At 63.6% G+C, this 21,050-nt stretch carries 15 protein-coding genes; 12 read left to right on the top strand and 3 right to left on the bottom strand.

What is annotated here, in order from left to right; genetic code table 11:
- Positions 1–47: 47 nt before the first annotated feature.
- From DM807_RS02450 to DM807_RS02475, 6 genes are all read left to right on the top strand, one after another.
- On the top strand, positions 48–794 hold the full coding sequence (locus DM807_RS02450; RefSeq protein WP_012051388.1) for an amino acid ABC transporter permease: 747 nt from the start codon (positions 48–50) through the stop codon (positions 792–794).
- On the top strand, positions 795–1,466 hold the full coding sequence (locus tag DM807_RS02455; protein ID WP_012273898.1) for an amino acid ABC transporter permease: 672 nt from the start codon (positions 795–797) through the stop codon (positions 1,464–1,466). It begins immediately after the preceding gene.
- Positions 1,463–2,197 carry an amino acid ABC transporter ATP-binding protein gene (locus DM807_RS02460; protein WP_012273899.1) on the top strand — a complete coding sequence of 245 codons (735 nt, stop codon included), beginning with the start codon at positions 1,463–1,465 and terminating at the stop codon, positions 2,195–2,197. The genes DM807_RS02455 and DM807_RS02460 overlap by 4 nt, the downstream gene beginning before the upstream one ends.
- Positions 2,198–2,266: 69 nt before the next feature.
- Positions 2,267–4,171, top strand: a complete 1,905-nt coding sequence (gene aauS / locus DM807_RS02465; RefSeq protein WP_012273900.1) for a two-component sensor histidine kinase AauS — start codon at positions 2,267–2,269, stop codon at positions 4,169–4,171.
- A complete protein-coding gene (gene aauR, locus DM807_RS02470; RefSeq protein ID WP_012273901.1) occupies positions 4,168–5,496 on the top strand; it encodes a two-component response regulator AauR in 1,329 nt (442 codons plus the stop codon). The genes aauS and aauR overlap by 4 nt, the downstream gene beginning before the upstream one ends.
- Before the next feature lie 25 nt (positions 5,497–5,521).
- Positions 5,522–5,857 carry a GlpM family protein gene (locus DM807_RS02475; protein ID WP_012273902.1) on the top strand — a complete coding sequence of 112 codons (336 nt, stop codon included), beginning with the start codon at positions 5,522–5,524 and terminating at the stop codon, positions 5,855–5,857.
- 20 nt (positions 5,858–5,877) lie between these two features.
- On the opposite strand, the gene DM807_RS02480 is transcribed toward DM807_RS02475, so the two are convergent.
- Complete coding sequence (locus DM807_RS02480) at positions 5,878–6,873, bottom strand: alpha/beta fold hydrolase (protein WP_012273903.1); 996 nt, start codon at positions 6,871–6,873, stop codon at positions 5,878–5,880.
- Between the two features lie 196 nt (positions 6,874–7,069).
- Between DM807_RS02480 and metR the strand changes: the two genes are divergently transcribed.
- Positions 7,070–7,987 carry a transcriptional regulator MetR gene (gene metR / locus DM807_RS02485; protein ID WP_012273904.1) on the top strand — a complete coding sequence of 306 codons (918 nt, stop codon included), beginning with the start codon at positions 7,070–7,072 and terminating at the stop codon, positions 7,985–7,987.
- Here metR and DM807_RS02490 read toward each other — a convergent pair.
- Positions 7,971–8,384, bottom strand: coding sequence for an NUDIX hydrolase (locus DM807_RS02490; RefSeq protein ID WP_012273905.1), 414 nt, complete (start codon positions 8,382–8,384; stop codon positions 7,971–7,973). The genes metR and DM807_RS02490 overlap by 17 nt on opposite strands.
- Positions 8,385–8,547: 163 nt before the next feature.
- Here DM807_RS02490 and DM807_RS02495 point away from each other — a divergent pair, with 163 nt between their 5' ends.
- Positions 8,548–12,837, top strand: a complete 4,290-nt coding sequence (locus tag DM807_RS02495; protein ID WP_179027023.1) for a DEAD/DEAH box helicase — start codon at positions 8,548–8,550, stop codon at positions 12,835–12,837.
- A gap of 131 nt (positions 12,838–12,968) precedes the next feature.
- Positions 12,969–14,588: an FMN-binding glutamate synthase family protein gene (locus DM807_RS02500; RefSeq protein WP_060493338.1), complete on the top strand. Its 1,620-nt coding sequence runs from the start codon at positions 12,969–12,971 to the stop codon at positions 14,586–14,588.
- Between the two features lie 40 nt (positions 14,589–14,628).
- Here the strand turns inward: DM807_RS02500 and DM807_RS02505 are convergent, their stop codons facing one another.
- Entirely contained in the window at positions 14,629–16,047 is a 1,419-nt protein-coding gene (locus DM807_RS02505; protein ID WP_012273908.1) for an amino acid permease, read from the bottom strand.
- Positions 16,048–16,467: 420 nt separating this feature from the next.
- Here DM807_RS02505 and DM807_RS02510 point away from each other — a divergent pair, with 420 nt between their 5' ends.
- The 3 genes from DM807_RS02510 to DM807_RS02520 all read left to right on the top strand — a co-directional run bounded on the left by DM807_RS02510 (position 16,468) and on the right by DM807_RS02520 (position 21,006).
- The gene (locus DM807_RS02510; RefSeq protein ID WP_179027024.1) at positions 16,468–19,617 is read left to right on the top strand and encodes a transglycosylase domain-containing protein; all 3,150 of its coding nucleotides are present in this window, start codon (positions 16,468–16,470) and stop codon (positions 19,615–19,617) included.
- Positions 19,618–19,706: 89 nt separating this feature from the next.
- On the top strand, positions 19,707–20,252 hold the full coding sequence (locus DM807_RS02515) for a PadR family transcriptional regulator (protein WP_012273910.1): 546 nt from the start codon (positions 19,707–19,709) through the stop codon (positions 20,250–20,252).
- Entirely contained in the window at positions 20,245–21,006 is a 762-nt protein-coding gene (locus DM807_RS02520; RefSeq protein ID WP_012273911.1) for a siderophore-interacting protein, read from the top strand. Before DM807_RS02515 ends, DM807_RS02520 begins: the two co-directional genes overlap by 8 nt.
- Positions 21,007–21,050: the final 44 nt, after the last annotated feature.

Raw genomic sequence — 21,050 nt, forward strand, 5'->3', positions numbered from 1 at the left:
GGATGCTCGAAGGTGCCCGTGAAACAACCGTCTGAGGGGAAATCCCGATGAATTACAACTGGGACTGGGGCGTGTTCTTCAAGTCCACCGGCGTGGGCAGCGAAACCTATCTGGACTGGTACATCACCGGCCTGGGCTGGACCATCGCCATCGCCATCACCGCCTGGATCATCGCGCTGCTGCTGGGGTCGGTCCTCGGTGTCATGCGTACCGTGCCGAACCGCCTGGTATCGGGCATCGCCACCGCCTATGTGGAACTGTTCCGCAACGTGCCACTGCTGGTGCAGCTGTTCATCTGGTACTTCCTGGTACCAGACTTGCTGCCCGAAGGCTTGCAGGAGTGGTTCAAGCAGGACCTCAACCCGACCACCTCGGCACTGATCAGCGTGGTCATCTGCCTGGGCCTGTTCACCGCAGCCCGTGTCTGCGAGCAAGTACGTACCGGTATTCAGGCGCTACCCAAAGGCCAGGAAGCCGCTGCCCGCGCCATGGGCTTCAGCCTCCCGCAGATCTACAACAACGTGCTGCTGCCGCAGGCTTACCGCATCATCATTCCGCCGCTCACCTCCGAGTTTCTCAACGTCTTCAAGAACTCCTCGGTGGCGTCGCTGATCGGCCTGATGGAACTGCTGGCGCAGACCAAGCAAACCGCCGAATTCTCCGCCAACCTGTTCGAGGCGTTCACCTTGGCCACGCTGATCTACTTCACCCTGAACATGGGCCTGATGCTGCTCATGCGCATGGTCGAGAAAAAAGTCGCCGTGCCCGGCCTGATCTCCGTGGGGGGCAAGTAAATGGATATGGATTTCAGCGAAATCATCCCTGCCCTGCCTGCCCTGTGGGACGGCATGGTCATGACCCTGCAGCTGATGGTCATGGGTGTTGTCGGCGGTATCGCACTGGGCACCATCCTGGCACTGATGCGCCTGTCCTCGAGCAAACTGCTGTCACGTCTGGCAGGTGCGTACGTCAACTACTTCCGCTCGATCCCGCTGCTGCTGGTGATCACCTGGTTCTACCTGGCCGTGCCGTTCGTGCTGCGCTGGATTACCGGCGAAGACACGCCGGTCGGTGCGTTCACCTCCTGCGTGGTCGCTTTCATGATGTTCGAGGCCGCGTACTTCTGCGAAATCGTCCGTGCCGGCGTGCAGTCGATCTCCAAGGGCCAGATGGGCGCCGCGCAAGCGCTGGGCATGAACTACGCGCAGACCATGCGCCTGATCATCCTGCCCCAGGCGTTCCGCAAGATGACCCCACTGCTGCTGCAGCAGAGCATCATCCTGTTCCAGGACACCTCGCTGGTCTACACCGTGGGCCTGGTGGACTTCCTCAACTCGGCACGTTCCAACGGCGACATCATCGGGCGCTCACATGAGTTCCTGATCTTCGCCGGCGTCGTCTACTTCATCATCAGCTTCTCCGCTTCGTGGCTGGTCAAGCGCCTGCAAAAAAGGATCACCGTATGATTTCCATCAAGAACGTCAACAAGTGGTACGGCGACTTCCAGGTACTGACCGACTGCAGCACCGAGGTCAAGAAAGGTGAAGTGGTGGTGGTCTGCGGCCCGTCGGGCTCGGGCAAGTCCACCTTGATCAAGTGCGTCAACGCGCTGGAGCCGTTCCAGAAGGGCGATATCGTGGTCGATGGCACCTCGATCGCCGACCCGAAGACCAACCTGCCCAAGCTGCGCTCGCGCGTTGGCATGGTGTTCCAGCACTTCGAGCTGTTCCCGCACCTGACCATCACCGAGAACCTGACCATCGCCCAGCGCAAGGTCCTGGGCCGCAGCGAGGCTGAAGCCACCAAGAAGGGCCTGGCCCTGCTCGACCGTGTAGGCCTCAGCGCCCATGCCAAGAAGCACCCAGGCCAGCTCTCCGGCGGCCAGCAGCAGCGCGTTGCAATCGCCCGCGCCCTGGCCATGGACCCGATCGTCATGCTGTTCGACGAACCCACCTCGGCACTGGACCCGGAAATGGTCAGCGAGGTATTGGACGTGATGGTGCAACTGGCCCACGAAGGCATGACCATGATGTGCGTGACCCACGAAATGGGCTTTGCCCGCAAGGTCGCCAACCGGGTCATCTTCATGGACAAGGGCAGCATCATCGAAGACTGCACCAAGGAAGAGTTCTTCGGTGACCAAAGCGCCCGCGACCAGCGCACCCAGCACTTCCTCAGCAAGATCCTGCAGCACTGATTCGGCCACAGCGTTCGCTGCCACGGGACCCACCGGGCAGCGAATGCTGGTCGTGACAAGGCCACTGTGATGAAATGCGACCCCTCGCTACTGCTCCCTGCCAAGCCTGCCGTGAATTCCCGCCTGATTCGTCAATTGCTGTTGCCGCCCCTGATCATCCTGCTGATGGTCGGCCTGGGCCTGGCCGGCTACCTGATAAGCGAAAACAACGGCATCCGCACGCTCAGCGAAAACGGCGAACGCCAATTGGAGCTGCACGCGCGCACGGTCGAAAGCGAGATCAGCAAATACACCTACCTGCCGAGCCTGCTGGAGCTGGAGGACAGTGTCTCGCACCTGCTCACCGACCCGGATGGCGGCTCGCGCCAGACGGTCAACGAATACCTTGAGGGCCTGAACCGGCGCAGCCGCAGCCGGGCCATCTTCGTCCTCGACACCAACGGCCGGGTACAGGCGACCAGCAACTGGCGTGATGCCGACTCGTTCCTGGGTGAAGACCTGTCATTCCGCGCCTACTTCCAGACCGCTGTGCGCGGCGAGCCAGGGCGCTTCTACGGCATCGGCAGTACCACTGGCGAAGCCGGCTACTATCTGGCCCATGGCCTGGAAGAACACGGCAAGATCATTGGCGTGGCAGTGATCAAGGTGCGCCTGGACACCCTCGAAGAACGCTGGCAACGTGCCCGCCTGGAGGCGTTCGTCAGCGACGAGAACGGCATCATCATCCTCTCCAGCGACCCAGCCCGGCGCTTGAAATCGGTGCGCCCGCTGACCCCGCAAATCAAGGAACGGCTGGCGCGCAGCCTGCAGTACTACTGGTGGCCGCTGAACGAGTTGCAGCCACTGGCCCGGGAAACCCTGGCCGATGGCGTGGAAAAACTGACCTTCCCGGCCAATAGCGAAACCGCCCAGGGCAAGCCGCACGAAGTCGCCTACCTGGCACAGACCCGGCGGCTGGCCGACACGCCCTGGCATTTCACCCTGCTGACCCCGCTGCAAGACCTGCGTCGCGAGTCCATGGTGCAGGGCATTCTGGTGGGCGTGGCCTTCGCCTTGCTGGCGATCCTCGGCATCGCCTGGAACGAGCGGCGCAAAGTGATCGCCACCCGCCTGGCAGCCCGCGAGGCGCTGGAAGAAGCCAACAGCCAACTGGAGCGGCGAATTGCCGAGCGCACCGCCGACCTGCGCGCCAGCAACGAACGCCTGAAAGGGCAGATTCGCGAGCGCCGGCATGCCGAGCAGACCTTGCGCCACGCCCAGGATGAGCTGGTGCAGGCAGGCAAACTGGCCGCCATCGGGCAAATGTCCACCAGCATTGCCCACGAGCTGAATCAGCCACTGGCGGCGCTGCGCACCTTGTCTGGCAATACCGTGCGCTTCCTCGAACGCGGGGCGCTGGAAACCGCCAGTGCCAACCTGCGCACCATGAACGACCTGATCGACCGCATGGGCCGCATCACCGCCAGCCTGCGCTCGTTCGCCCGGCGCGGCGACGACAGCGGCCAGGCTTCACTGGCCAAGGCGGTGGAGGCTACCTTGCAGGTGCTGGCCAACCGCATCAGCGCCTGCCACCTGCAACTGCACCACCAGTTCGAGGACCAGCAACTGGCCATCGACCAAACTCGCCTGGAGCAGATTCTGGTCAACCTGATCGGCAACGCCCTCGACGCCATGGCCGCGCAACCGCTCCCCGAGCTGTGGCTCGAAGGCGAGCTGCAAGGCGACAAGTACCGTTTGCAGGTGCGCGACAACGGCCACGGTATCGACGCCGAGGCGCGCAAGCACCTGTTCGAACCTTTCTTCACCACCAAACCGGGCGAACATGGCCTGGGCCTGGGCCTGACCCTGTCGGCGAGCCTTGCCGCCGCCGCCAAGGGCAGCCTGAACGTCGAGCACCCCGCCACCGGCGGCACGGCCTTCGTCCTGGCCCTGCCCCTGGTTTCTCCCCCTAGCGAATCGGCAGAGCATCCATGAACCAAGCGCCACTTACCGTCCTGATCGTCGAAGACGACCCGCATGTGCTGCTCGGCTGCCAACAGGCACTGGCCCTCGAGGACATCGCCTGCGAAGGCGTGGGCAGCGCCGAACAGGCACTGGAGCGCATCGGCGACGATTTCGCCGGCATTGTCGTCAGCGATATCCGCCTGCCGGGCATCGATGGCCTGGAGTTGCTCAATCGCCTCAAGGCCCGTGACCGCAGCCTGCCGGTGGTGCTGATTACCGGCCATGGCGATATCGACATGGCCGTCGGCGCCATGCGCAACGGTGCCTACGACTTCATGGAAAAACCGTTCTCCCCCGAGCGGCTGGTCGACGTGGTGCGCCGCGCATTGGAGCAACGTGGGCTGTCGCGCGAAGTAGTGGCCCTGCGCCGCCAACTGGCCGAACAGAGCAGCCTGGAGGGGCGCATCATTGGCCGCTCGCCGGCCATGGAGCACTTGCGCGAATTGATCGCCAACGTTGCCGATACTTCAGCCAACGTACTGATCGAAGGTGAAACCGGCACCGGCAAAGAGCTGGTCGCGCGTTGCCTGCACGACTTCAGCCGCCGCCAGGGTCAGCCGTTCGTGGCGCTGAACTGTGGCGGCCTGCCGGAAAACCTGTTCGAAAGCGAGATTTTCGGCCACGAGGCCAACGCCTTCACCGGTGCCGGCAAACGCCGCATCGGCAAGATCGAACATGCCAATGGCGGTACGCTGTTCCTCGATGAAGTGGAAAGCATGCCGATCAACCTGCAGATCAAGCTGCTGCGCGTGCTGCAGGAGCGCACCCTGGAGCGACTGGGCTCGAACCAGAGCATCCCGGTGGACTGCCGGGTGATCGCGGCGACCAAAGCCGACCTCGATACCCTGGGCCAGAGTGGCCAGTTCCGCAGCGACCTGTACTACCGGCTGAACGTGGTAACCCTCGAACTGCCTCCGCTGCGTGAACGCCGTGAGGACATCCTGCAATTGTTCGAACACTTCCTGCAGCAGTCGGCCCTGCGCTTCGACCGGGAAACACCGACACTGGACAGCCAGACACTATCGCGTCTGATGGCCCATGACTGGCCGGGCAACGTGCGCGAATTGCGCAACGTGGCCGAACGCTACGCCCTCGGCCTGCCAGCGTTCAAGAAAGGCCCCAGTGGTGGTGCCAGCCAAGGCCTGGGCTTTGCCGAGGCGGTGGAAGCATTCGAACGCAACCTGCTCAGCGATGCGCTGCAACGCACCGGCGGCAACCTGAGCCAGGCCAGCCAAGAGCTGGGCATGGCCAAGACCACGCTATTCGACAAAGTGAAAAAATACGGCCTCGGCTGAGTTCAACCCAAACTGGAAAGACAACGTGGACCTGGTATTCAAAGCTGCCCTGGGCGCTGGTGTGGTGCTACTGCTGGCGGTGCTGTCGAAAACGCGCAACTACTACATCGCCGGGCTGGTGCCGCTGTTCCCCACCTTCGCCCTGATCGCCCATTACATCGTCGGCAAGGGGCGCAGCATTGCCGACCTGAAGACCACCATTGCCTTTGGCATGTGGTCGATCATTCCGTACTTCGTGTACCTGGCGACCCTGTATGTGCTGGTCGATCGCCTACGCCTGGAAGCATCGCTGGCGTTGGCCACGGTGGCCTGGCTGATGGCCGCTACCGTGCTGGTGACCGTGTGGGTGCGGCTGCACTGAGCCTGCAACCTGCCTTTGGTTCACAACCCGGCGATGTGCGTGACATCCTGCCGGTGCGCCTGCAGGTAGGGCAACACCGCCCCCAGCAGCGGCGCCTTGAAGGGTTCCTGGAAGCGGTGCGCCAAGCCCGGTATCAGGCGCAACTGGCTGCCCTGGATATGCGCCGCCAGGTGTACGCCGTGCATCACCGGCAATAACGGGTCGGCTGTGCCGTGTACCACCAGGGTCGGCACCCGCAGCTGGTTGAGCAACTCGACGCGACTCGGCTCGGCCAGAATCGCCATGATCTGGCGCTTGGCCCCGTCAGGATTGAACGCCCGATCGTAAGCCACGGCAGCCTGGTGCAGCAACACCGCGCGGTCATCCCGTACCTCGGGGCTGCCCAGGGCCGCCAGCAGGTCGGCCTGCTGCTCGATGGCCACCTCGCGGTTCGGCGCGCTGCGCCGGGCCAGCAGTTGCACCAGCGCCGGATCCGGTGCCGGCAGCCCCGCCGCCCCTGAACTGGACATCACCAACGTCAGGCTGCGCACACGCTCGGGCGCCATCGCCGCCAGGTGCTGGGCAATCATGCCGCCCATGCTCACGCCCAGTACATGAAACTGGTGCACACCCAAGGCGTCCATCAGGCGCAGGCCGTCATCTGCCATATCCGTCAGCGTGTAGGGCGCCGCCACCGGCAAGCCCAGCTTGTAGCGCAACAACTCGACCGTCAGGTTGGCCGAAGGTGGCATCTGGTTCCAGCGTGACAGGCCGACATCGCGGTTGTCATAGCGAATCACCCGAAAGCCCTGGCGGCACAATGCCTCGACCACATCGTCCGGCCAATGAATCAACTGCCCGCCCAGGCCCATGACCAGCAGCAAGGCCGGATCACGCGGTGAACCGACGCTCTGGTACACCAGGCTGACCGCGCCCAGTTCGGCACGCTGCACCGCTACATGTGCATCACAACGCTGTTCGGCGAAACTCGCAGGTACGCTGAACAGGAAGAAAAGAAAAAGCCAAAAAGCCCGCATGAAAGAAACACCAGAATGCAGATCCCCAGTAAAGCGCGAGTCTGATGAATTCTGTTCGGGCGCGCTGCCACAGTTCGGTGACAGTTTCATGACGCCCGCCAGACGGTGCGGCCGATCGCCCAGTCGACAGGCGCAGCAACATGAGAGAAACTCAACTCATTCCCTGTTTCCTCAAATCCACACCCCGGAGTCAGCTGTGCTGGAGATCCGTCACCTGAAAACCCTTCATGCCCTGCGCGAAGCCGACAGCCTGGTGGAGGCCGCCGAGCGCCTGCACCTGACCCAGTCGGCACTGTCGCACCAGTTCAAGGAGCTGGAAGAGCGCCTGGGCCTGCCCATTTTCGTACGCAAGACCAAGCCGATTCGCTTCACCAGCGCCGGGCTGCGCCTGCTGCAACTGGCCGATGCCACCCTGCCGCTGCTGCGCGGCGCCGAGCGTGACATCGCGCGGCTGGCCGGTGGCACTGCCGGGCGCCTGCACATGGCCATCGAATGCCACAGCTGCTTCCAGTGGCTGATGCCGACCATCGACCAGTTCCGCGATGCTTGGCCGGAAGTGGAGCTGGACCTGGCCTCCGGTTTCGCCTTTGCCCCGTTGCCGGCCCTGGCGCGCGGCGATCTTGACCTGGTGGTGACCTCCGACCCGGTGGACCTGGCAGGCATCACTTATGTGCCGCTGTTCACCTACGAGGCGATGCTGGCGGTGGCCAACCAGCACCCGCTGGCGAGCAAGCCATACATGGTGCCGCAAGACTTGCTCGACCAGACGTTGATCACCTACCCGGTGGAACGCGACCGCCTGGACATCTTCACCCGCTTCCTGGAACCGGCCGATATCGAGCCAGCCGCCGTGCGTACCTCGGAGCTGACGGTAATGATGATGCAGCTGGTGGCCAGCGGCCGTGGGGTGTGCGGCATGCCGCATTGGGCGCTGCACGAGTACAGTTCGCGCGGCTATGTGAAGGGCAAGCGCCTGGGCGAAAAAGGCCTGTTTGCCACGCTTTATGCCGCCGTGCGCACCGACATGCTCGATGCGCCGTACATGCGCGACTTCTTGCTGACGGCCAAGGACACCTCGTTCGCCACCCTCGATGGCGTCAGCGCGGTGCGTTGAGTACCTGACGGTACAGCGGCAGGATCAGGTCGCGGGTCAGGGGCGCCAGTGGCATGACGGGCGCCTGATCGGCGGCCAGCCACACCACCTCCTCGATTTCTGCAGCCGGAACCACGGCTGCGGCGCTGTCGACACGGAACAGTTCGGCCTGCACTTCAAAACCTGGCTCGTTGGCGGCTGGCGCGCTGAACTGGCCCAGGTGCACGACCTGGGCCGGGTCGATGTGCAGGCCCAGTTCCTCGTGCAACTCGCGCACCAGAGCCTGCACCGGCGTTTCACCGGCATCGATCTTGCCACCGGGCTGCATGAAGGCCTCGGTGCCACGCTTGCGTACCAGCAGGGTACGGCCCAGAGGGTCGATCAGCAGGGCGGCGGCGATGCGGATGGTGTTGGGCATGGGGTGGGCTCGCTGGAAACTATGGCCGGGGAGGATCCCATGGGGCCCTTGGCCTGACAAGGCCAGTCATTCCTGTACCGGCCGCTTCGCAACACAGGTTCTTGCTGGCCTGGCAGACGAACGGCCCCTTGCCAACCCGCCACACACCCGCCATAACCAACAGATGAACCTGCCCGCCAAATACCACCCGGTGCTCGAGCTGTTCCACCCTGCCGTATGCACCTGGTTTCGTCGCCATTTCGCCACGGTCACCGATGCCCAGGCACAGGCTTGGCCGCTGATTCATGCGGGCCAATCGACGCTGCTGGCTGCACCGACCGGCTCGGGCAAGACGCTAAGTGCCTTCCTGGCCGTGCTGGACGAACTGTTCCGCCAAGGCCTGGAGCACCAGGGCGAACTGCCAGCACAGACCCAAGTCGTCTACGTATCACCGCTCAAAGCCCTGTCCAATGACATTCGCCTGAACCTGCAGGCCCCGCTCGAAGGCATCAGCCAGGCCCTCGCGGAGCAAGGCCTGAACGCGCCACGCATCACCACGGCGGTGCGCACCGGCGACACGCCGCAGAAGGAACGCGCCGCCATGCGCAAGCTGGCCCCGCACATCCTGGTGACCACTCCCGAATCGCTTTACGTGTTGATGGGCTCGGCGTCTGGCCGCGAAGGCCTGGCCAACGTGCACACGGTAATCGTCGACGAAATCCACGCCCTGGCTGGCAACAAACGCGGCGCCCACCTGGCACTTACCCTGGAGCGCCTGCAGGCCTTGTGCCGCCAGCCACTGCGGCGTATCGGCCTGTCCGCCACGCAACGCCCGGTAGAACGGGTGGCGCAGTTTCTGGTCGGTAGCGGGCGCCCCTGCGCCATTGTCGATGTCGGCCATGCGCGCAAGCGCGACCTGGCCATCGAAGTGCCGCCGGTACCGCTGGGTGCGGTGATGGCCACCGATGTCTGGGGCCTGGTCTACGACCGCCTGGCCACCCTTGCCCGTGAACATCGCACCACACTGGTATTCGTCAATACCCGGCGCCTGGCAGAGCGCATCACCCGCCACCTCAGCGACCGGTTGGGCAAAGAAGCGGTTGCCGCGCACCATGGCAGCTTGTCCAAAGAACTGCGCCTGGATGCGGAGCAGCGGCTCAAGCGCGGCCAGCTTCAGGTGCTGGTCGCGACCGCATCGCTGGAGCTGGGCATTGATATCGGCGATGTCGACCTGGTCTGCCAGATCGCCTCGCCGGGCTCGATTGCCGCCTTCCTGCAACGGGTTGGCCGCGCCGGCCACCAGGTCGATGGTGTGCCCAAGGGGCGCTTGTTCCCCACCTCTCGCGATGACTTGATCGAATGCGTCGCCCTGCTCGACAGCGTGCGCCAGGGCGAGCTGGACGAACTGCACATCCCCCGTGCACCGCTGGATGTGCTGGCCCAGCAGATCGTCGCCGAAGCCAGCAACCAGGCCTGGCACGAACAGGCACTGCTGGATTGCCTACGTCAGGCCACGCCTTATGCCGAGCTTGACCAGGACCACTATCAAGCCCTGCTACGCATGCTCGCCGAAGGCTACAACGGCCGCCTGGGAGTACGCAGCGCCTACCTGCACCGCGATGCGGTCAGCGGTACCTTGCGTGGCCGGCGTGGCAGCCAGCTGACGGCGCTGACCAGCGGCGGCACTATCCCCGACAACGCCGACTACACCGTGTTGCTGGAACCGCAGGCGCTGAACATCGGCAGCGTCAATGAAGACTTTGCCGTGGAGAGCATTGCCGGCGATATCTTTCAGCTGGGCAATGCCTCCTACCGCATTCTGCGCGTCGAACCGGGTCGGGTAAGAGTGGAGGATGCCCATGGCCTGCCACCTACCATTCCGTTCTGGCTGGGCGAAGCGCCGGGGCGCAGTGACGAGCTGTCTGCCGCCGTAGCCCGCCTGCAGGCGCGGATCGACCAGCGACTGGCACAGGCCGGCAGCGACATGGCCGAGGTACTGACATGGTTGCAGGCTACCTTCGAACTGGGCGAGGACAGCGCCGGGCAGTTGCTCGACTACCTGGCCCGCACCCGCGAAGTGCTTGGCGCCCTGCCCTCGCAGGACACCCTGGTAATGGAGCGTTTTTTCGATGAGTCCGGCGGGACCCAACTGATCATCCATTCACCATACGGCAGTCGCATCAACCGCGCCTGGGGCCTGGCCCTGCGCAAGCGCTTTTGCCGCACCTTCAACTTCGAGCTGCAGGCAGCCGCCAGCGAAGACGCCATCGTGCTGTCGCTGTCCACCAGCCACAGCTTCGAACTGGACGAAGTGTGGCGCTACCTCAATAGCCGCAGCGCCGAGCCTATCCTCATCCAGGCCCTGCTGGACGCGCCGCTGTTTGGTGTGCGCTGGCGCTGGAACGCGGGTGTCGCCATGGCCCTGCCACGCTTCGTGGGCGGGCGCAAAGTGGCACCACAGATCCAGCGAATGAAGAGTGAAGACCTGGTTGCCGCGGTGTTCCCCGACCAGATCGCCTGCCTGGAAAACATCCCCGGCGAGCGGCAGATTCCCGACCACCCGCTGGTCGAGCAAACCCTCGACGACTGCCTGCACGAGGCGATGGACAGCGAAGGCTGGCTAGCCCTGTTACGGCGCATGGAAAGCGGCGAAGTGCGCTTGCTATGCCGCGACCTGCCCGCCCCTTCGCCCCTCGCTTCAGCCATTCTCAACGCGCGGCCGTATGCTTTTCTGGACGATGCCCCCCTGGAAGAACGCCGCACCCAGGCGGTGCTCAACCGGCGCTGGAACGATGTACACAGTGGCGATGACCTGGGCGCGCTGGACGCGGATGCCATTGCTGCCGTAGCGGCCGAGGCCTGGCCACAGCCGGGCAATAGCGATGAAATGCACGAAGCGTTGATGAGCCTGGGCGCCATCAGCCAAGCCGAGGTCGCGGCCAACCCCAGCTGGGACCTGCTGCTAAGGCAACTGGCCAAGGCCGGGCGCGCCTTGCGCCTAGCCGATGACAACCTCTGGCTGGCCCGCGAGCGGCTGAACCTGCTGCTGGCACTGTACCCGGCAGCACACCTGGAGCCAGCGCTCGAACTGCTCGCTGGCTTTGATCAGCCCATCGACCCGGACAGTGCACTGAGCGAGCTGCTGCGCGCCCGCCTGAGCGGCCATGGCCCGCAGACCCAGGCACAGATCGCTGCGCCATTGGGCAAATCGGCAATCGATATCGAGCACGCGTTGGCCCGCCTGGAAGCTGAAGGCTACGTGCTGCGCGGGTATTTCAGCCCCGGCGCAACTGACCTGCAATGGTGCGAGCGTCATTTGCTGGCGCGCATCCACCACTACACGGTCAAACGCCTGCGTCGCGAGATCGAACCGGTCAGCCTGCAGGACTTCATGCGTTTTCTGTTCGACTGGCAGCACCTGGCGCCTGACGAGCGCCTGCGTGGCCCGCAGGCGGTGGCCCAAGTGCTGGGCCAGTTGCAGGGGTTCCCCTGCGCCGCCGGCGCCTGGGAGGCGGAGCTGCTGCCAGCGCGCATCGACGGCTACAGCCCGCATTGGCTCGACGATGCCTGCCGCAGCGGGCAGTTTGCCTGGAGCAGGTTGGCGGCAACGGTAGCAAGCAGCACGCTGGCCAGTACGCCATTGGTACTGCTGCCGCGCGACCAACTGAATACCTGGCGCAGTCTGGCGCCCGTGCCTGCAGTCGATACCCTCGGCCTGCGCGCGCAACGTGTACACGAAACACTGAAAAGCCACGGTGCGCTGTTCTTCGATGAACTGGCGCAGGAGGCACGCCTGCTGCCCAGCGAGCTGGAAACTGCGCTGCAAGAGTTGGTGGGGTCAGGCCTCGTCGGCGCGGACAGTTTCACCGGCCTGCGCAGCCTGATCACGCCTGCGGCCAAGCGCAGGTCACGCAACGGCCGCCGTGGACATCCGCCGCTTTCCAGCAGCATGGCGCATGCCGGGCGTTGGGCACTGCTGCGCCGCAGCGATACACCACCGGATCACGAACAGCGCCTGGAGCACATTGCCCGCACCCTGCTGCACCGCTATGGCGTTATCTGCTGGCGGCTGCTGGAGCGCGAGAGTGATGTACTGCCGCCGTGGCGTGAGCTGCTGCGCTGCTATCACCGGCTGGAGGCGCGGGGCGAGGTCCGTGGCGGGCGCTTCATTGCCGGGCTGGCTGGTGAACAGTTCGCCCTGCCGGAGGCGGTGGGGTTGCTGCGGCAGGTCAGGCGACGTGAACCAGATGCAGCGCTGCAGGTAGTCAGTGCCGGCGACCCGCTGAACCTTGTCGGCTCGCTGCTGCCCGGAGCGAAAGTGCCAGCGGTGAGTGGTAACCGCCTGCTGTATCGCGACGGGGTGCCGGTGGCGGTTCAGGTAGCCGGGCGTTGTTCATTTCTGGTCGACGCACCCGCACAGGAGCAGGACAACTGGCGGCAGAAACTGCTGCGCGAAACACGCCCAAAGAGGTAAGTGCCAGACCAGGGACCTTGCGCGAATGATTTTCGCTACCCCGATTTTAATTTGCAGCGCCTGACAACTTGGCTATGGTCGGGGTTTGCCCCCAGGCCCTGAGCCTGACCGCGCCATCGCAAGGACCCTGTATGAGCCTGTCACTTCTCAGTCGCTATGCCTTCTTCGCCGCCTGTGTGTTGTTCACCCTGGCGAGCCTGCCTTTCACCCACCATGAATGGTTGTGGCCGTTCACCCTGACCACCGGCATCCTCAGCTTGATCGGCGTGTTCGACCTGCTGCAGCAGCGCCATGCGGTACGTCGCAACTATCCAATCCTGGGCAACATCCGCTATCTGGTCGAGGCCATTCGCCCGGAAATCCGTCAGTACCTGTTGGAGTCCGACAGCGACGCCCTGCCGTTCTCGCGCGCCCAGCGTTCGCTGGTGTATGCCCGGGCTAAAAACGAAGCCTCGGACAAACCGTTCGGCACGCTGATCGACGTCTATGAGTCCGGCTTCGAGTTCATCGGCCACTCCATGCGCCCGGCGCCGTTGGCCGACCCGGCCAGCTTCCGCGTCATCGTCGGCGGGCCACAGTGCAGCCAGCCGTATTCAGCGTCGATCTTCAATATTTCGGCCATGAGCTTCGGCTCGCTCAGCGCCAATGCCATCCGCGCGCTCAACCAAGGCGCCAAGCTGGGCAATTTCCACCATGACACCGGCGAGGGCAGCATCAGCCCGTACCACCGCGAGCACGGTGGCGACCTGGTGTGGGAGCTGGGCAGCGGCTACTTCGGCTGCCGCACCCCGGACGGGCGCTTCGACCCCGAGCGCTTCGCAGCCCAGGCACGCACCCCACAGGTGCGCATGATCGAAATCAAGATGAGCCAGGGCGCCAAACCCGGCCACGGCGGCATCCTGCCCAAACACAAGGTCACCCAGGAAATTGCCGAAACCCGTGGCGTGCTGATGGGTGAGGACTGCATTTCGCCGTCACGCCACAGCGCGTTCTCCACCCCGATCGAGATGATGCAGTTCATCGCCCAACTGCGTGAACTGTCCGGCGGCAAGCCAGTGGGCTTCAAGTTCTGCCTGGGCCACCCGTGGGAGTTCATGGGCATTGCCAAGGCCATGCTGGAAACCGGCATTCTGCCCGACTTCATCGTCGTCGATGGCAAGGAAGGTGGCACCGGCGCGGCGCCCGTGGAGTTCACCGACCATATCGGCGTGCCGCTGCGTGAAGGCCTGCTGTTCGTGCACAACACCTTGGTCGGCCTGAACCTGCGTGACAAGATCAAACTGGGTGCCAGCGGCAAGATCGTCAGCGCCTTCGACATCGCCAGCGTGCTGGCCATTGGCGCCGACTGGGCCAACTCGGCACGTGGCTTCATGTTCGCCATTGGCTGCATTCAGTCGCAAAGCTGCCACACCAACAAATGCCCGACCGGCGTGGCCACGCAAGACCCGCTGCGCCAGCGCGCCCTGGTGGTGCCGGACAAGGCGCAGCGGGTGCTGAACTTCCACCACAATACCTTGCGTGCCTTGGCTGAAATGCTCGCGGCGGCAGGCCTGGAACATCCGGCGCAATTGGAAGCCAAGCACCTGGTTCGGCGCATCTCGGCTACCGAAATCAAGCTGTTCTCGCAGATGCATGTGTTCTTGAAACCAGGTGAGTTGCTGACCGGCGAGGTGAATGGGCAGTTCTATTCGCGGATGTGGCAACTGGCGCGGGCGGACAGCTTTGAGCCACACAGCGAAGTGGCGGCCTGATAGGGCCATGGGGCCGCTTTGCGGCCCCAGCTACTTCAAATCAGGAAGCGGTACTCGCTACACCTTGTACTTCTTTGGGTGCCAGACGGAACGCGTAATACAACACCGTCAGCAGCACCAGGAACGCCGGGCCGATGTACAGGGCCACACGGGTATCCTCGAAGTAGGCCATCAAGCCGACCACCAGCACCAGGAAGGCCAGTGCCAGGTACGAGCTCAGCGGCCACAGCCACATGCGGTACTTCAGCGCCTTGCGTTCGGCGGTAGTCAGGCCAGCACGGAACTTCAGCTGTGCCAGCAGGATCATCACCCAGGTCCAGATCGCACCGAAGGTGGCGATCGAAGTCACCCAGACGAAGACCTTTTCCGGCACCAGGTAGTTGGCCAGCACGCCCAGCAGCAACGCGCCGATCGACAGCAGCAGGGCATTACGTGGCACGCCATTCTTCGACGTACGGGCGAAGGCCGCCGGGGCCTGGCCATTCTGCGCCAGGCTGTAGAGCATGCGCCCGGTACTGAAGATACCGCCGTTGCACGACGACAGCGCCGCAGTGATGACCACGAAGTTGATGATGCCGGCAGCGGTCTTGATCCCGAGGCGCTCGAAGGTCATGACGAACGGGCTGCCTTGGCTGCCGATTTCGTTCCATGGGTAGATCGACAGGATCACGAACAACGCACCGACGTAGAACAGCAGGATGCGCCAGAACACCGAGCCGATGGCCTGCGGAATGGTCTTTTGCGGGTTGCGTGCTTCACCAGCGGTCAAGCCGATCATTTCCACGCCCAGGTAGGCGAACATCACCATCTGCAACGACATCAGCACGCCAGTCACGCCATTGGGCATGAAGCCGCCATTGCTCCACAGATTGGAGATACCGACGGCCACACCGTCGTTGCCGAAACCGAAGGCGATGACGCCAATGCCGCCGATGACCATGGCAATGATGGTGACGATCTTGATCAGGGCGAACCAGAACTCGAATTCACCGAAGGCCTTCACCGCCACCAGGTTGACCGCGCCCATGCTGCCTAGCGCCGCCAGGGCCCAGATCCAGCGTGGTACGTCGGGGAACCAGATGCCCATGTAGATGGCCACCGCGGTGATTTCGGCAACGCAGGTCACCAACCACAGGAACCAGTAGTTCCAACCGGTGAGGAAGCCCGCCAACGGGCCGAGGTAGTCCTGTGCATAACGGCTGAAGGAGCCGGCGACAGGGTTGTGCACGGCCATTTCACCCAGGGCGCGCATGATCACCAGGATGGCCAGGCCGCCGATGATGTAGGAGAACATGATGGCTGGGCCGGCCATTTCGATAGCCTTGGCCGAACCGAGGAAAAGACCGACACCGATACAGGCGCCCAGCGCCATCAGGCGGATGTGCCGTTCGCCCAGTTCGCGCTTGAGCGGGCCGCCTTCAGTGGCCTGGCCGTGGGCAGAGTGGTTGCCGACTGGCATAGCAATACAACCTCATTTTGTTATTGGATTTGACCTTCGTGCAGCACCGACCATGCCGATAGGCGTGATGTTGGCTTGCCAGGCTGGCCTCGTGGGCCGGCCCGTGTGCCGGAGTAGAGCGCCCGGCAAGGCGAAGGGGGCGAGCAGTATAGGAAGACCCTTGTAGGGATTTTCGCTGTATATACAGGAATAATCAGCAAGTTCTCTCGAGCCTGGGGGCACTGGCTTGCCTGCGATCAGGCGTCCAGCGGCCGCAAAACCTCCGCGGCACCATAGCAACATCGCCGTACGTAGAAACCCACACCAAAGCCGTATAGCCCTACGCCGCTTTTCTCCACCTCCTACAAATTTTTCACCTCACCCGCTCAACGTCTAAGCTTCAGACAAGCAAGACGAAAACACCTGGCCGGATAGAAGACTATGGGCGCACTGTGGCAATCGGAACCAAGCAGAACGGAAGCACCCGAGATACCTCCGGCCGAGACGCCACAACCCAAGTCCCCCCGTCAGCGTCGGCTATGGTGGCGGCTGATCATCCTTATCCTGCTGGTGGCACTGGTAGCCATCGGTGTGGCCGCGTATGACGAATTCCGTACCTCCGAGCTGCAATCGCGCGAGTTCAGCAAACTGGCCGGTACGCTGACCTACTCGCTGCAGCCCGGCCCCAGCGATGCCATCATCTACCCAGGTGATGGGCCGTTCGACAAACGCCTTGGCTATAGCGCCCTGGGCGAATTCCTGCCGCGCCTGCTCAAGCGCGACTACCTGATCAGCGAACAGGTGAAGTTCTCACCGGCATTGATGAACTACGTCGATCATGGGCTGTTCGCCCCCTATATCGAGAAGATCCAGGCCGGCCTGTCGATCACCGACTGCCGCGGCGACACGCTGTACCAGTACAACTACCCACAGCACCTGTACCCGGATTTTGCAGCGATCCCGCCGGTGATGGTGAACAGCCTGCTGTTCATCGAAAACCGCGACCTGCTGGACACCCAAGACCCACGTAACAACCCGGCCGTGGACTGGCCACGCTTCGCCAAGGCCGCCTACAGCCAGGTGGCCAAGTACCTGGCCCTGCCCGGCCAGTCTGCCGGTGGCAGCACCCTGGCCACACAGCTGGAGAAGTATCGCCACTCACCCGATGGCCTGACGGTGTCGGGCGCGGAAAAGATCCGCCAGATGGTTTCTGCCAGCGTGCGTGCCTACCAGGGCGGCCCTGACACCACCGAGGCACGTCAACGCATCGTGCGCGACTACCTCAACAGCGTGCCGCTGTCGGCGGTGCCTGGGCATGGTGAAGTACATGGCATGGCCGAAGGCCTGCGGGTGTGGTACGGCGCCGACTTCGACCAGGTCAACCAGGCCCTGAACGCCACCGCCACCGACCCCGAAAGCATGGCCGCGCGCGGGTTGGCCCTGCGCCAGGTGCTGTCGCTGATGATTGCCCAGCGCCGTCCCTCGCATTACTTGTCCAAAGGCCGGGTCGAGCTGGCAGAGCTGACCGACGCGCACATTCGCGTGCTCGCCGCCAACAAAATCATCGAGCAACCACTGGCCGATGCCGCACTGGCCAGCAAGGCGGTGTACCGCGACTGGGTAGCGCAACCGACCATCGTGCCGATCGTTACCAACAAGGGCATCAGCCTGGCGCGCAACCGCCTGGCAGCCATGCTCAACCGCCCGCTGTACGACCTCGACCGCCTCGACGTGTCGGCCACCAGTACCTTGCAGGCTGACCTGCAGTTGCAGGTCAGCCAGTACCTGAAAAACCTTGCCGACCCAGCGTTTGCCGCGCAGATGGGCCTGATCGGCGAGCGCCTGCTCACCGCCAAGACCACCGACCAGGTGAGCTACAGCTTCACCTTGTTCGAGCGCACCGCCGATGGCTCCCGGGTGCGGGTGCAGACCGACAGCACCAACCAGCCCTTCGACATCAACGAAGGCAGCAAGTTGGAACTGGGCTCCACCGCCAAGTTGCGGGTACTGACCACCTACCTGGAAATCATCGCCGAGCTGCACGACAAATACGCCGGCAAACCTGCCGCCGAGTTGAAGAAGGTCGACGTGGCCGAACTCGACCGCATCACTCAATGGTCGCTGGAATGGCTGGCGCAGAACAGCAAGAACCAAAGCCTGGATGCCATGCTCGACGCCGCGCTTGAGCGCAAATACTCCGCCAACACCGGTGAAGCCTTCTTCACAGGCGGCGGCATGCACGTGTTCAACAACTTCCGCAAGGAAGACAACAACCGCAACCCGACGCTCAAGGATGCGCTGCGCGAATCGATCAACCTGCCGTTCATCCGCCTGATGCGCGACCTGGTGCGTTACGTGACCTACCAGCAGCCGTACAACCGTGTGCCGCTGCTCAAGGACGACGCAGACCCACGCCGCCAAGAATACCTGGCCCGCTTCGCCGACAAGGAAGGCACCAACTACCTGATGCGTTTCTGGAAGAAGTACCAGCGCAAAACCTCGCAGCAGCGCCTGGACACCTTCCTCGACAGCATGCGCGTGACCCCGCAGCGGTTGGCGGCGGTGCACCGCTACCTGTTCCCCGAGGCCGGCCAGGAAACGTTCAACGCCTTCGTGCGCGCCCACCTGAAGGGTGACAAGATCGTGCTGGGCAAGCTGACCGACGGCCGCCTGTCAGAGATGTACGAGGCTTACGGCCCAGGCAAGTATGACTTGCCCGACCAGGGTTACATCGCCAAGGTCCACCCGCTGGACTTGTGGCTGCTCGGCTACCTGCTGAAGAGCCCAAGCTCGACCTTGACCGAAATGATCAACGCCAGCCGTTTCGAACGCCAGGAGGTGTATGGCTGGCTGTTCAAGAGCCGCTACCAGGGCGCCCGTGACAGCCGTATCCGCACCATGGTCGAGATTGAAGCCTTCCTCGATATCCACCAGCGCTGGAAGCGCGTGGGCTATCCATTCGACCACCTGGTGCCCTCGCTGGCCACCGCCATCGGCAGTTCGGGCGACCGCCCCGCCGCGCTCTCCGAACTGGTCGGGATCATCCAGAACGACGGCATTCGCCTGCCAACCCTGCGCATAGACACCCTGCACTTCGCCGCCAACACACCTTACGAGACCAAACTGGTCACCGACCCGGACCGGGGCGTGCGGATTCTGCCGGTTGAAGTGGCGCGTGCGCTCAAAGGCGCCATGTCGCAGGTGGTCGATGCAGGTACCGCGCGGCGTATTTCCGGCAGTTTCAAGCTGCAGGACGGCACGCCACTGGTGATGGGCGGCAAGACCGGTACTGGCGACAACCGCATCGAGAGCTTTGGTGCCGGCGGTCGGCTGATCGGCTCGCGCTCGTTGAACCGTACTGCCACTTTCGTGTTCTTCCTGGGCGACAACCACTTCGGCACATTGACCGCCTTCGTACCTGGGCGCTCGGCGGAGGCCTTCAAATTTACCTCGGCACTGCCGGTGCAGGTGCTCAAGGGCATGGCACCGATACTGATGCCGTACCTGCAGCCGGGCAATCCGAACGAATGCAAGCCACCGCAGGTTGCCATGCACACGCCACCGCCGACAGGGAACATATCGACGAACTAGATGATAATCATCTGCATTCAGGGGCTTGTCTTTAGATATATCTTGAGTAATATCTTACGATATATCGCAAACGACGGAGCCCCATCCTTATGCGCGAACACACCCCCCATGACCCCTTCGAGCGGCGCCCTGGCCGTGGTGAGCGCGGCCCACGCGTTTTCGCCCCCGGTGACCTCAAGCTGCTGATGCTGGACCTGCTGGCCGAACAGCCCGGCCACGGTTACGACCTGATCCGCCAGATCGAAAACCTGTTCGACGGCAGCTACAGCCCAAGCCCCGGGGTGATCTACCCAACGCTGAACTTTCTTGAAGAAGCCGAGCTGATCAGCGGCCAAGTGCAAGGTAGCAAGCGCCTCTACGCCATCACCGATGCCGGCCGCAGCGCCCTGGTCGAACAGGCTGTCGCCTTGGATGGCGTGCGCATGCGCATCGAAGTCAGCAAACGCGCCCTGCGCGGTCACGACCGCCCGCCAGAGATCCATGAAGCGGTCGGCAACCTGCGCCACGCACTGCATATGCACAGCGGTCGCTGGACACCGGAAGAAATCGAACGGGTCCGCGACTTGCTCAACCATACCGCCAAGGCCATCGCCTCCGGGCCGGCCGAACCTGTCAGGGAGACTGCCCATGAGTGACACCATTCACCGCGTCAACCACGAGATCCGCCAGCGTCGCCTGCAAGTATTGCGGGTCACCGAGCTGACCCCACGCATGCGCCGCATCACCCTGGGTGGTGCCGAACTGCAAGGCTTCACCAGCGTGGGCAGCGACGACCATATCAAGTTGTTGTTTGCCGAAACGCCGGAGCAACAACAGGCCATCGACGCACGTAATCTGGGTCGGGACGGTGGCGCGCGACCAACCATGCGCGAATACACGCCACGGCGCATCGACCTGGTGACCAACGAGCTGGACATCGACTTCGTGCTGCACGGCGACGGCCCTGCCTCTACCTGGGCGGCACAGGCGGCGCCTGGGCAAACCCTGAGCATCGCCGGGCCACGGGCGTCACTGGTGGTGCCGGATATTTTCGACAGCTACCTGTTGATCGGTGATGAAACCGCCATCCCGGCGATTGGTCGCCGCCTGGAGGAATTGCCGGCGGGCCGCCAGGTGCTGGCGGTGATCCAGATCGAAGACGAGCAGGAGCGCCAGCCGTTGCCGAGCAAGGCACAGGTCGAAGTCATCTGGGTGCGCCGCCAGCAGGAAGACTTGCTGGCCCTGGTGCGGAACCTGACCTTGCCGCAAGGCCGGTTGTATGGCTGGGTGGCGTTGGAAAAGGCCCTGACCCGCCAGGCCAAGGTGCTGCTGCTGGAGAAAGGGGTGCCGGAAGATGCGCTGAAAGCTGCGGCCTACTGGCGTGCCGACGGGACTGCGGACGACGAGTAATGGTTATCGCCTGCTACGGCCTCTTCGCGGGTTCACCCGCGAAA

The organism is Pseudomonas hunanensis (assembly GCF_013393325.1).
Lineage (GTDB): Bacteria > Pseudomonadota > Gammaproteobacteria > Pseudomonadales > Pseudomonadaceae > Aquipseudomonas > Aquipseudomonas putida_P.